General features: G+C 46.0%; 9 protein-coding genes, 1 pseudogene and 1 riboswitch. Of the genes and pseudogenes, 4 read left to right on the top strand and 6 right to left on the bottom strand.

Features of this window, described 5'->3' with window-relative positions; translation table 11 throughout:
* Window positions 1–20: 20 nt before the first annotated feature.
* The 4 genes from rcsF to SOHN41_RS12570 all read right to left on the bottom strand — a co-directional run bounded on the left by rcsF (window position 21) and on the right by SOHN41_RS12570 (window position 5441).
* Window positions 21–401: an Rcs stress response system protein RcsF gene (gene rcsF, locus SOHN41_RS12585; protein WP_007649513.1), complete on the bottom strand. Its 381-nt coding sequence runs from the start codon at window positions 399–401 to the stop codon at window positions 21–23.
* A gap of 77 nt (window positions 402–478) precedes the next feature.
* Window positions 479–1789, bottom strand: coding sequence for an amidohydrolase family protein (locus tag SOHN41_RS12580; RefSeq protein ID WP_007649506.1), 1311 nt, complete (start codon window positions 1787–1789; stop codon window positions 479–481).
* Window positions 1789–4863: an amidohydrolase family protein gene (locus tag SOHN41_RS12575; RefSeq protein ID WP_007649502.1), complete on the bottom strand. Its 3075-nt coding sequence runs from the start codon at window positions 4861–4863 to the stop codon at window positions 1789–1791. The genes SOHN41_RS12580 and SOHN41_RS12575 overlap by 1 nt, the downstream gene beginning before the upstream one ends.
* 185 nt (window positions 4864–5048) lie before the next feature.
* A complete protein-coding gene (locus SOHN41_RS12570; RefSeq protein ID WP_007649501.1) occupies window positions 5049–5441 on the bottom strand; it encodes an H-NS family nucleoid-associated regulatory protein in 393 nt (130 codons plus the stop codon).
* Between the two features lie 310 nt (window positions 5442–5751).
* Between SOHN41_RS12570 and SOHN41_RS12565 the strand changes: the two genes are divergently transcribed.
* From SOHN41_RS12565 to SOHN41_RS12555, 3 genes and pseudogenes are all read left to right on the top strand, one after another.
* Window positions 5752–6501 carry an electron transfer flavoprotein subunit beta/FixA family protein gene (locus SOHN41_RS12565; RefSeq protein ID WP_007649500.1) on the top strand — a complete coding sequence of 250 codons (750 nt, stop codon included), beginning with the start codon at window positions 5752–5754 and terminating at the stop codon, window positions 6499–6501.
* The gene (locus SOHN41_RS12560) at window positions 6502–7428 is read left to right on the top strand and encodes an electron transfer flavoprotein subunit alpha/FixB family protein (protein ID WP_007649499.1); all 927 of its coding nucleotides are present in this window, start codon (window positions 6502–6504) and stop codon (window positions 7426–7428) included. It begins immediately after the preceding gene.
* Between the two features lie 95 nt (window positions 7429–7523).
* Window positions 7524–7720, top strand: a riboswitch (Lysine riboswitch).
* Window positions 7721–7799: 79 nt separating this feature from the next.
* Window positions 7800–9369: pseudogene (locus SOHN41_RS12555) on the top strand (Na+/H+ antiporter NhaC family protein).
* A 65-nt stretch (window positions 9370–9434) separates the two neighbouring features.
* Here SOHN41_RS12555 and SOHN41_RS12550 read toward each other — a convergent pair.
* Both SOHN41_RS12550 and SOHN41_RS12545 read right to left on the bottom strand, forming a co-directional pair.
* Window positions 9435–11585: a M3 family metallopeptidase gene (locus SOHN41_RS12550; RefSeq protein ID WP_007649496.1), complete on the bottom strand. Its 2151-nt coding sequence runs from the start codon at window positions 11583–11585 to the stop codon at window positions 9435–9437.
* Between the two features lie 222 nt (window positions 11586–11807).
* Window positions 11808–13904, bottom strand: a complete 2097-nt coding sequence (locus SOHN41_RS12545) for a multiheme c-type cytochrome (protein ID WP_007649494.1) — start codon at window positions 13902–13904, stop codon at window positions 11808–11810.
* A gap of 539 nt (window positions 13905–14443) precedes the next feature.
* Between SOHN41_RS12545 and SOHN41_RS12540 the strand changes: the two genes are divergently transcribed.
* The gene (locus SOHN41_RS12540; RefSeq protein WP_007649488.1) at window positions 14444–15037 is read left to right on the top strand and encodes a thymidine kinase; all 594 of its coding nucleotides are present in this window, start codon (window positions 14444–14446) and stop codon (window positions 15035–15037) included.
* Window positions 15038–15126 lie beyond the last annotated feature (89 nt).

The raw sequence follows: 15126 nt of genomic DNA, 5'->3' as shown, positions 1-15126 counted from the left end.
ACGCTTGTTATACGTGAAGCTTACTCTGGGGTAGCCGTTTTGATGGCTTGGCCGACGCATAGGGAGCGACTGATACAACCTTGGGCCGCTTCTTCAAAGATCACACATTGTTTAATGATGATGCCGTTTGCGCCTTTATCCGCGGCGGCGCGGCGAGCTTCGGTTCTGGCATCCGCAAGTGACGCGGGTACGGCATTGCTATCGGCCTGGCAAGATTCACCTTGTACTAACCCCTTTAATTCATAGTGACCTTTGGGCAAGGTATCCCCTTCGTAAAGGGTTACATCGGAGGCCTTGAAATAGTCATCGATTGCCTCACCGTTCAAATTACTGTTAAAACTGTAGTCGCTTGCACAGGCACTGAGTAGCAGCATTAATGCACTTGAGAGGATCGTCTTCATGGTTTGACCTAGTTTGAGGGGAAAACTGCGCAGCCTTGGTAGGCTGCGCCGATGCGATATTATTATCTGAGTAAATTCTACCGCTTAAGGTACTTTTGATAAAGCTGCTGATGGCGATTATTCAGATCTATCTGCCGTCCCTCAATCCAGATAGCCAGGATCTTATTGGTCATAGGGTCGAGAATGTCTCCCTCGGATAGCACGACACTGCCCTGATATCCCACTGCGATAGCCCCTAAATCCTCGACACCTAACAGGGTTGCAGCATCCAGAGTGATTGATTTGAGTGCTTGCTCAGGCGTTAAACCATAGGCGGCGCTGTAACCCGCTGCATAGGGTAGGTTACGACTATTCCAATCCGATGAAAAACCAAGGGCGAAGGGGATCCCCGCATTGGCGAGTAATGAGGGGATCTTAAAGGGCAAATCCACGGGTTCATCTTTACGCTTAGGCAGGCTCAAGGTATGGGGATAAATAACGCTGGCACTCACTTCCCTTAGGCTTGAGGCTAGGCGCCATGCGTCATAGCCGCCGACAATCACCAGTTTGAATTGGTATTTTTTCGTCAATGCAATAACTTGCTCAATTTGCCCAACCGTATCGGCATGGGCAAATAGTGTCGCTTTACCTTGGTACAGTGGCAACATGGCCTGCCAACGCAGATTTTTAGTGTTGGACTGATTGCCTTCATCCTCGCTTTTATGTTGATCACTTAAAAAATAACGATAGCCATCTTCAAAGGCGACGTTAAGTTTATCGATAGCCTGTTGATTTTTCTCGATTGCCTTGGCTTTCTCTTTTTCATCTTCGGGCATGTGCTTGATTTGCGGCCAGTAGACGTGAAATTGTCCAGCACTTGGCTTGAGCGCATCTTCAATCGTCCACGCATCGAGATTCACCAGCACCGATTGTCCCGCTAGCCCATCGCCGCTGGGGACGATTTGGGCGTGGGTGATCCCGTTATAGCGTATGGTGGGGATAAGTTCTGAATCCGGATTATAGGCGCTTGCTGTGCTAATCTGTGGATTGAAGTCGCCGACCTCGGCGTTATCGACGGTGGGACGGCTCATCTCAATTTCGACTAAACCTAAGCTGGTATCGAGGGCAATCAGCCCAGGATACAAGTGTTTACCGTTAGCATCGACGATTTGAGTGTCAGTTTCCCCTTCTGTGGAAGTATTTAATGGACTCCCCACCGCGGTAATTTTGCCGTTCTCAATTAAGACATCGGTATTACTGAGCACGCCTTGGCTGACAGTGTGGACAGTGGCGTTCTTAATAAGCACTGTGTGGCTCTGCTTTGGTGTCGGTACTATATCATTGGCGCTAGCCGCGGGGATTATCCCCAGTAATGCTGCAAACAAGAGTGTTGTCGGTAAAAGTTGCATTATTTGGCTCCCTGATGAGTGTGGCCCCATGCCAGATAGTGGGTGTCGCAGTGCCACTGGGGTTCGTTGAGTGGCGTGACTTTTTCACCCGCTTTGGCTTTATCATCACTGCTGAGAATTTTTTGGATAAGTTTGGCACGCTCACTGACGATGGCCTGCTGGGCGATTTGGTCTTGGTCACGGTCAAAATAGCGTTTTCCTTCAACCCATGCCTGGCTCACCTTAGCGTAAATCGACAGCGGCTCTGCGTTCCACAGCACGATATCGGCCATTTTCCCTGGTGTTAGTGAGCCCACATATTCATCGACTCTTAACTGCTTGGCGGGATTGATGGTGACCATATTCCAAGCATCTTCTTTTGACATATTGCAATACATCATCGACTTAGCCGCTTCTTGGTTGAGTCTGCGCTGCATTTCGTAGTCGTCTGAGTTAATGCTGGTGGTCACGCCTTTGTTTTGCATCAAGCAAGCATTTTGCGGGATAGCATCATACACCTCAAACTTATAGGCCCACCAATCGGCAAAGGTGGATGCGCCAGCACCATGGGCGGCGAGTTCACTGGCGACTTTGTAACCTTCGAGCACATGGGTAAAGGTTTGCACTTTAAAGCGGTAAGCTTCGGCTAATCGTAGGAACATTAAGATTTCTGACTGCACATAGGAGTGGATATGCACATCGCGTTGTTGATTTAATACCTCGGCGACGGCTTGTAGGCGATAGCTTGGGCGCGGTGCGACGGTTTTCTTTTTCTCACTGCTGCGTAGCTCATCATAGGCCTTAAGGGCATTTTCATAGGCGATGGCAGCATCAAAGGTTTCTGCAAATAAGGCTTTAACCCCCATGCGAGTCTGCGGGTAGCGTTGCACAAACTTTTCGCCCCAGTTACTCTGTTTTACGTTTTCGCCTAGGGCAAACTTGATACTCGTTGGCGCATTGGCAAATTTAAGTTGTTCGGCGCTTTCTCCCCATTTCATCTTGATCAATTGCGATTGGCCACCGATCGGATTCGCGCTACCGTGGAGTAATTGCGCACTGGTTACACCTCCCGCGAGGGCGCGGTAGATTGAAATATCTTCGGGATTAACCACATCGCCAATACGCACCTCAGAGGTGACGGCATCCGTCCCTTCATTTGTACCTCCATTGATGGCGATATGGGAATGTTCATCGATAATGCCCGCAGTAAGGTGTTTGCCCGTGGCATCGAGCACTTGATAACCGGAAGGTGTACTCAGCTGTTGGCCAATTTTTTCGATACGGCCATTGGCCATCAAAAGATCCGCATGTTCGAGAATGCCTTGCTTATCCGAAGTCCACAGAGTGGCATTCTTGATATGCAGTTTTTCAACCTTGGGTGCTTCATGCAGACCATAGGCAACATTGGGGTAGGTGAGTTGACTCACTAGATTTGTGTTTGCAGCTATTTTGGGGTCTTGCTGTTTCATTTGCCCATCGTTCGATGCGATTGCCATGCCGGCAACATTTGTGCTGCGGCTTTGGGCATCGACCATGCGTCCCTGAATACCATCCTTAGCCAGCCATAGGGTAAAACGGCTGATACCCTGGATCCCAGCGGCTGCAAGATCGGCATTAAAGCTGATTCTACCGTCATCCTCTAATGTGAGGTTAGTGAGCGAGATGGTTTGTTCACCGCTACTCAAGCTACCCTGAAACTTAGGTTTATCGTCTTTGCTGATATCTTGTAGCGATAAATCCAGCGTGAGGTTATTGAGACTTAATTGGTAATCACCCAGTAATTTAGCCTGTGAAAGTGAGCGAATACTCTGCTCTTGGCCCTGTAACCAAACGCTATAGATCTGGCCATCTTTAAAGATATTGCCCTTAGTGACCACGAAGTCGGCCATATATCCTGGGGCCAGTTTGCCCGTAAAATCCGCGGTTCCCGCCATGTCGGCGGCTTGAGTGGTGAGTGCGGCCAAGGCCTTTTCTTCGTTTAACCCTTGGGCCACGGCTTGGCGCAAGCGAGGCCAAAAAGCATCGGTCTTAATGCCGTATTGAGTCAGGGCGAAGGGAATATCGGCATTGGCGACTGCAGCAGGATTTGTTGGTGCACGCTCCCATTGTCTTAAGTCTGCGAGCGATACCTCCCGGTCTGCACCATCGGTTCCGACGTCTGGAGCTTGTGGGTAGTTGAGCGGTAAAATCAAGGAATAGTTCAAGGATTTTAGCTCGTTAATGCGAGCGTACTCCTGACCACTTCCCAAAAGATTGGCTGGTTGTTGATGTTCTTTGAGTAGGTGAGCCGCACGTAATAAATCATTGAGATTTTTAGTTTCAAAGACAATTGGCTTCTCGACTAAGTGATCTAATTTTTCAAAGGCGATATTAAACTCAAACGGGGTGTTTATTGTACTATTGACGGATTTGTGCTTATTTTGGTTATACCAGTTAGCATCGGCAAAGGTCTGTCTGATCAGCGCAATACTTCCCATTAATGAATTGGGGTAATCCTGCTCAGATGTGCCTTTATCAAATGCCATAAAGGGGTGGGTGCGTGCTTGATAAATCACTTCATTAGCGGTTTTGTCGGCTAAGGACAAACTAACACCTGTACCGCGAAAAATGCCATCGAGCTTGCTACTTTGTACGCTAGTAAAACCGTTATTGATCCAATCTTTTGCGCGTTCTTTATTGGGATAAATGTAATTAAACCATTCTTTTTCTGCATGAATTGCCCCGTTTTCGGCATTTCCACCTATACGCTTAATATCATATACAGGACGGGTTAAGCCGAGTTTGGGATATTCAAACTCAATTCCATAGTCAGTGAAAGGATCGATAAAACCTGGGTAGATAGTGTAGCCAGTAAGGTCAATTTGTAATGCTGATGCGGGTATATCTCCGTGTTCAATAATGGCCTTAATTCTATTATTTTCAACCAATAGAGTGGCATCAGTTAGTCGTTTCCCCGGTGCAACAATTAATTCGGCATGGGTAAAGGCGGTTAACTTATTAACAGGCTGTACTGGATTCCCTAGGGCAAAAATACTGAAGGGAACAAAGCTACTTATTATGCCGCAGCTTATTATTATCTTATTGTTTATCTGCATGTTTTTATTCGAATAGGGGAAGGTGGATAAAGAGTAACTGAAAGTGGAGGGAAATACTAAGGCGGAATTGTAACGCAATTTTAGCATTGACTGTAATTGGGAACGTCGACCTGTTTTGGATTATTGAGGCATAAAAAAACTCGCCAGATGGCGAGCTTTTTTATGTTACTCACTTTTAGGATGGATTAGATTAAGAAATCATCCATAGAACGACCTTTGTTGATCTCGTTCTTAAATACAGTTGGCATACGGCCTTGGCCTGTCCACTGAACCATTTCACCGTCAACTTCAATTTGATATTTCGCTGGACGAGGAGCACGCTTTTTGCTGGCCGCTTTAACCGCTACGCCACCTAAGTCATCGATGGATAAACCAACAGCTTCCATTTGTTGACGTATTTCTTCAATCTTAGCGTTACGAGCCGCGATGGCTTGCTGTTCTTCTTCTTCCATTGATTCACGTTCTACTAGAATTTTATCTAGTTTAGCAGCTAAATCACGCAGTTCTTCTACGCTGAGATCTTTTACTGCGGCTTTAAAACGACGACCGTGAGTTAATATTTCTAAAAATTCGCTCATATCTATTTTCGTCCCACTCTATTTTTAATACAGGATAATGGTGAACACCCCTAAATGATAGAAACTAATATAGCTCGAATCAAATAAAATTACACAAAATTGATAAATTAAATATTATTTAAATTTTGAACTTTTTTATATATGGCAAATAAGTGTTCAAAAATGTGGCCAACAACCCAGTATTAAAAAATGCAAACAGGCGTTTGACTTTAGTTGACGTTAACGTTAACAGGACGTAAAGTTGCTCTATCCTGCATTGGTAACGACCAATGTTTTGTCCATGTACATGAAAGTGTAGGAAGGAAACCCTATGAAAGTATTGGTGCCTGTTAAGCGTGTTGTTGATGCCAATGTGAAGGTCAGGGTCAAAGCTGACAACACAAGCGTTGATACCGCAAACCTCAAAATGGCGTTGAACCCTTTTTGTGAAATCGCAGTAGAAGAAGCGGTTCGTTTGAAAGAAGCGGGCAGTGCTACTGAAGTGGTGGTCGTCAGTATCGGCAATAAAGCCGTTCAAGAACAATTACGTACTGCGCTGGCACTCGGTGCAGACCGTGCAATCCACATCGATACTGAAGAGGAGCTAGTGCCTTTATCTATCGCAAAACTCCTTAAGGCTGTACAGGAAAAAGAACAGGCCGAATTGGTGATTTTTGGTAAGCAATCTATTGATGGTGACAATAATCAAACAGGGCAAATGTTTGCTGCATTAACGGATATGCCACAAGCGACGTTTGCCTCTGAAATTAAAGTCGAAGGTCAGTCAGTGCAAGTCGCCCGTGAAATAGATGGTGGCATGCAGACCCTGAATTTGCCCCTTCCTGCGGTAGTGACAGCCGATTTACGCTTGAATGAACCTCGTTACGCTTCATTGCCAAATATTATGAAAGCGAAACGTAAGCCTTTGGATGTCATGACGATTGCGGATTTAGGTGTGAGCTTGAAAAACCACCAAACCCTAGTGAAAGTGACACCGCCTGCGGAGCGTAAAGCAGGCATTATGGTAGCGTCGGTAGCTGAGCTAGTCGAAAAGTTAAAAAATGAAGCGAAGGTGATCTAAATGACCATTTTAGTATTAGCTGAACATGATAATGCGACTCTGAAACTCGATACCGCCAAGGTTGTCAGCGCGGCGTGCGCCATTGGCGGGGATGTGCATGTATTAGTTGTTGGTCATCAATGCAGTGCCGTTGCACAATCTGCGCAAACATTACAAGGTGTTAGCCAAGTTTTAGTGGCCGATAACAGTGTCTATGAAGCGCATCTTGCGGAAAATATTTCAACATTGTTGGTGGATTTAGCACCCAATTACAGCCATATACTTGCAGCCGCATCGAGCTTTGGTAAAGATGCTATGCCACGGGTGGCGGCATTATTAGACGTGGCACAACTCTCTGAGGTGATTGCTATTGTCAATGCTGACACTTTTGTACGTCCTATTTATGCGGGCAATGCCTTAGCGACAGTGCAAAGCCATGACGCGATAAAAGTGATGACAGTGCGTGCCAGTGCCTTTGATGCCACGGCCGTGGGTAACAATGCTGCACTGACGACACTCGACAAAGTCTTTGAGGCGAAAACTCAGTTCGTGTCTCAATCTCTGACTGTTTCAGCACGTCCAGAGTTAGGCAATGCAGGCATTATCGTTTCAGGCGGCCGCGGCATGGGCAGCGGTGAAAACTTCGGCATGTTAGAGCAACTGGCCGACAAACTCGGTGCCGCAGTAGGGGCTTCGCGCGCCGCAGTCGACGCTGGCTTTGTACCCAACGATCTGCAAGTGGGTCAAACTGGTAAGATCGTAGCGCCAAACCTGTATATTGCCGTCGGTATTTCCGGTGCGATTCAGCATTTAGCGGGGATGAAGGACGCTAAAGTTATTGTTGCCATCAATAAAGATCCTGAAGCGCCAATTTTCCAAGTCGCCGATTATGGTCTCGAAGCCGATCTGTTTGATGCAGTCCCTGAGTTGATTGCGAGTCTCGGTTGATTTTATTCGCGATCTAGGTCACAGTAAGCCGCTTTGCGGTAGCATCTGCTTAGCCGCTTATGTTTTTATGTGCCTCACGCCCACACATGGGCGTTCTTAGAAGTAGAGGCGCGCCAAATATCAGTAATGATCGGTAGGGTGATTCCGTTGACCGATCGTGAAAGGGTTTGGTGCCGAAGTGGTTTGATTTATCACGATCAACTGCTGGGGTTGTACTTAATAAGTGCAACACTGCCATAGTATTTTCTGATATGGATATTAGAAATAGTTACTATGGAGCGCTACTGATAGGACAGGTGACCTTGGGTATCTATTGCCTTTTCCCACCAGTTCAGTCGCCCTCCATTCGTATTTTGACGAAGAAATAATCAATGACTGTTATGAGTTATGCCGATTCGGCACTTTCTTTGCTGCCGCCAGTGGTAGCGATTGTATTGGCGATTTTAACTCGCCGCGTACTCCTCTCCTTGGGTTTAGGTATTGTGATTGGGGTTTTATTGCTCAATCAGTTTTCGCCTCTTGCCAGTGGTGAGTTTTTATTTAATAGCATCAAGGGACTTTTTTGGGCCGATGGTGCTGTTAATTCTTGGAACCTATATATTCTCGGTTTTTTAATTGTACTGGGCATGATCACCGCACTTATTACGGTGAGTGGTAGCGCCCGAGCTTTCGCCGACTGGGCGCGTTTGCATATTCGCAATAAGCGTGATGCAAAACTACTGACCATGTTCTTAGGCTGTGTTGTCTTTATTGACGACTATTTCAATAGCTTAGTCGTTGGCTCCGTCGCTAGACCCGTCACCGACCGTTATTATATTTCCCGCGCTAAGTTAGCTTATTTATTAGATTCTACCGCGGCTCCCGTTTGTGTTATTTCGCCAGTATCGAGTTGGGGCGCTTATATTATTGCGCTGATCGGGGGCATATTAACCGCCCATGGCTTTGCCGATTCAGGGCATTTGAGTGTATTTATTCAAATGATCCCCATGAATTTCTATGCGATTTTCTCTCTGTTGTTATTACTCTGTGTTGCTTTTATGGGGCTGGATATTGGCCCTATGCGTGAGCATGAACTTAATGCCCTTCGCGGTAACTTATACGATGAAACCAAGGGGGTTACCTCCTGGTGCGAATGCCGATCTCCCCGAAGCGGAAAGCGGCAAAATCCTAGGATTATTCCTGCCAATAACCGTGCTGGTATTTGCAACCCTGTATTTTATGATCGACAGTGGTGCTCAGGTTTTGGTAAGTGAAGGTATTGAATTTAATATTATTTCAGCCTTTGAAAAGACAGATGTTAGTTCATCATTATTCTTCGGTTCCCTAGCAGGTTTAGCGGTTGCATTAATCGTTAACCTAGCGCAGGGGGTTGAGAAATCTATGGTGGTTAAAGGTGTAGTGCAGGGGGCCCGCTCTATGTTGCCGGCAATTTATATCCTGTTATTCGCCTGGACAATCGCAGGGGTTATTGGCCAACTTGAAACTGGTAAGTTTATGGCGAGTCTGGCGACGGGGAATATCCCTTTCGCATTTCTGCCTGCTTTAATGTTTGTGTTAGCGGGCATTACCGCATTTTCTACCGGCACGAGTTGGGGCACCTTCGGTATCATGTTACCGATTGCCGCCGATATGGCGATGGGAAGCCATACTAGCATGATGTTACCTATGCTTGCCTCTGTGCTCGCGGGGGCGGTATTTGGTGATCATTGCTCGCCGATTTCTGATACCACTATTTTGTCGTCTACGGGCGCGAGTTGTCATCATATCGACCATGTGGTCACCCAGTTACCCTATGCATTGATTGCGGCGTTTATTAGCTTGGCGGGTTATGTTGTGCTTGGATTTACAGAATCCGTTACTGCGGGTTTGGCCGCTTGTGGTCTAATGTTTGTGATCAGCATTATTGGGCTGCGAATACAGTCTAATCGTGCGGTTAAGTAGCTGTTTAGCTTGATATTTCAGCTAAAAATCAGCCAGCAATATGCTGGCTGATTTTTTTGTAACAACTAAAGGGTTTGATTTAAACCGCGGCGGTTTAATAGGCCTTCTGTTGTTGGCTCTTGCCCTCGGAAGTTTTTGTAGGCTTCCATTGGCGCTATGCTGTTACCTACTTCTCGTATGGTTTTGCGGTATTTCATGCCTATGTCACGATTGAGCCCGCCTTGGGTTTGCACATAGGCAAAAGCATCCGCCGCTAAAATCTCACTCCACATGTAAGCGTAGTAGCTTGCCGAGTAACCACCTGGGAAAGCGTGGGCAAAGTAAGTTGACTTATAACGTGGTGGCACCGCAGTGATATTTAGGCCGTGTTTTTTCAACGCATTGGCCTCAAAGGTGGCTACATCCTGCAGCGGTGCATCTGGGTTTAATGAATGCCACTCCATATCCACTAATGCGGCAGCCATATATTCTAAGGTGTCGAAGCCTTGGTTAAAGCTGCCGGATTTCAGCAGTTTTTGCAGTAGTTCGTCGGGAATGGGTTTGCCGGTTTCATAGTGTTTAGCATAGTTAGCTAACACTTTTGGATGGGCCGCCCAGTCTTCTTCGAAGGTGGATGGAAATTCGACAAAATCCCTTGATACGGATGTGCCCGCCAGACTTGGATAAGTCACTTTGGAGAACATGCCATGGGTGCCGTGACCCATTTCATGGAACATAGTGGTGACTTCGTTATAGCTGACGAACGTGGGCTCCCCCTCTGGCGCCTTCTTAATGTTCATTACGTTAACAACAACGGGTTTTGTGCCTTCAAGGTAGGATTGACCTACGAATGAACTCATCCAAGCCCCACCGCGTTTACCTTCACGGGCAAAATAGTCAGCGTAGAAAATGGCCATGCTAGAGCCATCGGCATCAAACATTTCGTAGGCTTTCACATCGGGGTGATAAACCGGTAAATCCGGTCGTGGTTTTAAAGTGACGCCGTAGAGTTCTTTAAGGGTGTAGAACACGCCATCTGCCAATACGCGGTTGAATTCGAAGTAAGGGCGAATGCTACTCGCATCGAGGGCGTATTTTTCTTGACGAACTTTTTCGGCGTAAAATTCCCAGTCCCAGGGTGCCAGTTCAAAATCACCACCGGTTTTAGTGATCATGGCCTGGATATCGGCCGCCTCTTTTTCTGTATTGGCGACCACGGCGGGCACCATTGAACCAAACATGCCGTACACTGCTTCTGGTGTTTTAGCCATTTGCGGCGCCAGACGGTAGCTAGCCCAGTTTTCATATCCTAGCAGTGCTGCCCGCTCGGCACGCAGTTGTGCTAAACGAGACACCAGTGAAGCGGTTTCGTTTTCACCGCTCAAACCACGGTTAGCAGAGGCTTCCCAAATGCGTTGGCGCAGTTCCCGGTTTTCCAGTGAGGCCAATACCGGTTGGCGTGTCGTATTGGTTATGTTAATCAGATACTTGCCATCGTGGCCTGCGGCTTTGGCATCGTTAGCGGCCGAGGTGATTTCGCTGTCTGTCAGGCCTACCAGTTGCTCTTTGCTATCGACAACGATGGCGATTTCTTTGGTTAAGCGCAGTAAACGTTGGGAGAATTCATTGGTAAGCGTAGATTGCTCTTCGTTAAGAGCGCGGATCTTCACTTTTTGCTCATCGGTAAGCTTAGCGCCCGCCATGATAAAGCGTTGATGGTAAACCTCAACTAAACGCACGGCTTCTGGCGTCAAACCTAAGTTATTGCGATCGTTATAAATGGTTTCAATGCGAGTAAATAGTTCAGGATTTAAGTTGATATTATCCGAGTGGGCCGCCATTTGGGGAGCCATTTCACCTTGGATTTTACGTAAAGCAGGGTTGCTATTTGAGCCTGCTAAGTTATAAAACACGCTCGATGCACGGGTCAGCAGGGCACCGCTTTTTTCCATGGCGACAATGGTGTTGTCGAAGGTCGGAGCGGCAGGATTGTTAGCAATGGTCAAAATCTCCTGGTAATGCTCTTTAATGCCTTGCTCTAATGCGGGCTGAAAATGCTCATCTTTAATGACACTGAAATCAGGCGCTTGGTATTGCAGCGTGCTGGCTTGGAACAGAGGATTTTGGGTTTGAACTGCACTGACATTCGCGGCTTTGGTGTCTTGGGAACTACAGCCTGCGAGTGCGCCAGTCATCATTGTGGCGCCAATGGCGATAGCAATAAAACTTTTACGCATAATTAAGTGACTTCCTTAGAATTGTTGTTTTTTGGAACTCTAACCTTAATAACTTAAATAGGTCTGAAAGAACTTAAATGGGTCTGAAAGTGGTTTGTAACAGTTTGTGATTCGAACTAAAAAAGAGCCTCGCATGGGCGAGGCTCCTTTGCTATTTCCTTGCAGGGAAAATAGGTACCGCTTTTTACTTACCGTTTAATCATGCAATGCTTAAATGATTAATTAGCGAGTAAACTTGTGATATTTATCAATACCAGTACTTCTTCCTGTGTCGTGACATACAGCGCAAGATTCTGAAGTGGGTTGTTTAAACCAGTCAGCAACACTTGGTACGCTGATTTCGCCACCATTGCTGGCCATATGTGCCTTAGCAGAATCGCTGTTATGACAAGCGAAGCAGTTAGCTGTCACTGGGCTGGTCATTTTGTTGCCAGGTTCAAGGATGTATTGATTTGGCACTTTGCTTAAATCAATGGCAGTTTCGTGACAGGCAACACAGCTAGTAGAGGCTTCAATTGCACCTGCGCCGTTAGCTGTTTTGGCTTGAGTTCCATCGGCTTTCACTTCACCGACTTTAGCACCTTCACCCCAGTGCCAGCTGTGAACCATAGGGCCAAAACCTGCGCCTATCGCGGCTGATGTACGAGCCATGCCGTTATCATGGCACGCCACACACCCTCTACCACCTTCATCGAAGGCCCCATTTTTATGGAATGCTGTTGCATCATTGTGACAGGTTGTACAGCTGCTATCACTGATAACCACACGACGTTCAAAGGCAGATACTTTGGCGGTGGTCACAGGATCAACAACGTCAGAATAAGCGGTAAAGGATATGCCCATAGAGCCGTCATAGCCATTGGCTCTTAGGTTGCCATTGCTTTGGTAACGTTTATTACCATCGTATTCCATCCAACCTAGGGTACTGAAGGTTACACGGGCAGAGTAGGCATAGTTAGCATTAACAGCGCTAATATCTGTTAGTAAATGACAGATATTCTTGGTGCCATCCGCATTGTAACCATAGTAGTAGTTAGTACGATTGCCTGGGCGGCCAACTAAACTGCCATTTTCATAGGCATGTAAATAGGCACCGGCATAGACTATGGGTTTATTGGCATCAAATACTAACGGATCTGAATAGTTAAAGTTATCTTTGATACTGAAGATAGTGCCTTCAGCATCTTTCACTGTCAGTGTGGTACACCAACCGGGCCCAACTTTAGTTGCTGAACCATCTGGAGCATAGTGGTCAGTTTTAGTTGAAATATCATCCACCTTAACAGGTGTTGATAATTCCAATTTATATTTAGCTCGTAGTGCTTGACGCTCTGTGATGCCTGTTTTGCTTTCGTGCATAATGCGTAAATCTGCACCATCACTTGGAATGATAGCGCCTGGTACACCACCGCTATTATGGCAGTCAATACAGCCAGGTCCTGCTACGTTGATATTGTTAGGTGCTTCAACGTGGCAGGAAGTACAGTTCATCACGCTGAAATCTTTGGTAAATTTCTGGTGATTAACATGGCCAATTTTTGATAGTGTGTTGGTAGCATAACCACCGATAGAGAAACCTTCGGCATTTTTCACACCTTTGCTTACAGAACCGTGACAAGCTAAACAACCTTCAACAAAGGTGACTTCGCTGTCCATACCGCTAGCAACATAACTCGCATGACGACGTGGGCTGGTAGAGTAGTCAATATGGCAAGAGTAGCAACTGTCCGTCGTTGTAGAATGGGTGCCCTCAGGTTTATTAACGACTAAAGGTTTAGAGGTCGCAATACCATCGTTACCACCGACACGTAACCAAACAATCCCTTCAGTGCTGGGATTAACACCTTTCATCGGGGCTTTAAATTGGTATTTGCCATCGTCTATGGCGGTGAGTGTGGCACCTTCAGTCGTTTCGGTTGCGGCTCCACCTATATGCACATTATCTGCAACCCCATTAATATCGCTTTCGGTACGGTTGTTGATAAAACCCTTATCGGTTAAGGCGGCTACTTTAGCTTGAGCATTTAACAGTCCATTGATTGGGCTACCATTTTCATCGGTAATCTCGAACTCATAAGTGATACTACCTTCATCGAAGTTGTAGCTGAGCACTTTGACATTTGTTGCCGTCGAACTTGCCACAGCAGGTGGTGTCCAGGGTTCGCCAGGTGTTCCTGGGGTGCCTGGAGTACCTGGAATGCCGGGCGTTCCTGGTGCGCCATCGACACCATCTTTGCCATCATCGCCACATCCAACAAGGGCACCTGTTAGTGCTAAAGCAACGAAATATGCCAGTTTTCTAGAGGTGAAAATTCTCATCATAATCTCCAATTGATCCAATATGCGAATATAAAGGACGGATTGCAGCACTAAAGTTTGCAGGGGAGATTAGTGCTTTGAGCCGCGGGTTTTAATTTGCATGCTATCGAATACTTTATTTTTTTAATTGAGCACAAATTGTCTCGAAGTAGATGTTAGGGTTAATTTATTGTTTGGTTTTTGAGCTTTACCGCATTTGTGTCTATTACTTTGGAGGTGGATCTCATTTTTAACATTTAATGTTCATTAATTTTTACTTATAAAACAGTATTTAAGATTTAATTAAGGTTAAATTAACAATTTGATGTTTTACGAAGAGTTAACAAATATTGCTCTATGTGGGCCGTTAATTGACTCACTTAGTTGGTATTTAGGCGAGTTTATAGGCATGACAAAATTGAAATTATGGCGACACTGCTGAATTTCTACTTAAAGCTTAGGGCTGGCTAGTGTTCTGATATGGAGCCTAATGGTAGACTATTACCTAATTTAGCTCTGGCGACAGACATGAATAAATAACGTTTCTAAGGGTATTCGTTTTGGCACAACTCTATTTTTATTACTCAGCAATGAACGCGGGTAAATCTACTTCCTTATTGCAATCTTCCTATAACTATCGCGAACGCGGGATGAATACCTTAGTGATGACGGCCTCTATCGATGATAGGTATGGTAAAGGCAAAGTAGCTTCTCGTATCGGTATTGAGACTGACGCGCAGGTTTTTAGCAGCCAAGATAATCTTATTGATATGATCCAAACAGCACACCAGGCAATGCCACTGAGTTGCGTATTGGTGGATGAGTGTCAGTTTTTAAGCAAAGAGCAGGTTAAGCAATTGACCTATGTTGTTGATAAAATAGATATTCCAGTATTGTGTTATGGTTTGCGTACGGATTTCCAAGGGGAACTCTTTAGCGGCAGCCATTATTTGCTGGCTTGGGCCGACAAGTTAGTCGAGTTGAAGACTATCTGTCATTGTGGTCGCAAAGCTAACATGGTGGTGCGCCTCGATGGTGATGGCAAGGTGATGCGCGAAGGTGAGCAGGTGGCGATTGGTGGTAACGAAAGTTATGAATCGGTTTGCCGTAAGCATTTTCGTGAGTTTATTTGGGATGAGTCCATTATCGGCTGAGACAATCTCTCAAAGGACAAGTGGTAAATATTTTTAGGTAAACCACTTTGAGATGAAGAGTTAACTCATTAAAATAGCGAAAAATCTGA

This window comes from Shewanella sp. HN-41, from assembly GCF_000217915.1.
In the GTDB taxonomy this organism is placed as follows: Bacteria; Pseudomonadota; Gammaproteobacteria; order Enterobacterales; family Shewanellaceae; genus Shewanella.
The sequence above is the reverse complement of the archived record's forward strand: the minus strand, read 5'-3'. Positions and strand labels throughout refer to the sequence as shown.

Coding starts and splice junctions, on each gene's coding strand:
- SOHN41_RS12545 (WP_007649494.1), bottom strand. CDS start 13,904: ATGAGAATTTTCACCTCTAGAAAACTGGCATATTTCGTTGCTTTAGCA.
- rcsF (WP_007649513.1), bottom strand. CDS start 401: ATGAAGACGATCCTCTCAAGTGCATTAATGCTGCTACTCAGTGCCTGT.
- SOHN41_RS12575 (WP_007649502.1), bottom strand. CDS start 4,863: ATGCAGATAAACAATAAGATAATAATAAGCTGCGGCATAATAAGTAGC.
- SOHN41_RS12580 (WP_007649506.1), bottom strand. CDS start 1,789: ATGCAACTTTTACCGACAACACTCTTGTTTGCAGCATTACTGGGGATA.
- SOHN41_RS12560 (WP_007649499.1), top strand. CDS start 6,502: ATGACCATTTTAGTATTAGCTGAACATGATAATGCGACTCTGAAACTC.
- SOHN41_RS12570 (WP_007649501.1), bottom strand. CDS start 5,441: ATGAGCGAATTTTTAGAAATATTAACTCACGGTCGTCGTTTTAAAGCC.
- SOHN41_RS12565 (WP_007649500.1), top strand. CDS start 5,752: ATGAAAGTATTGGTGCCTGTTAAGCGTGTTGTTGATGCCAATGTGAAG.
- SOHN41_RS12550 (WP_007649496.1), bottom strand. CDS start 11,585: ATGCGTAAAAGTTTTATTGCTATCGCCATTGGCGCCACAATGATGACT.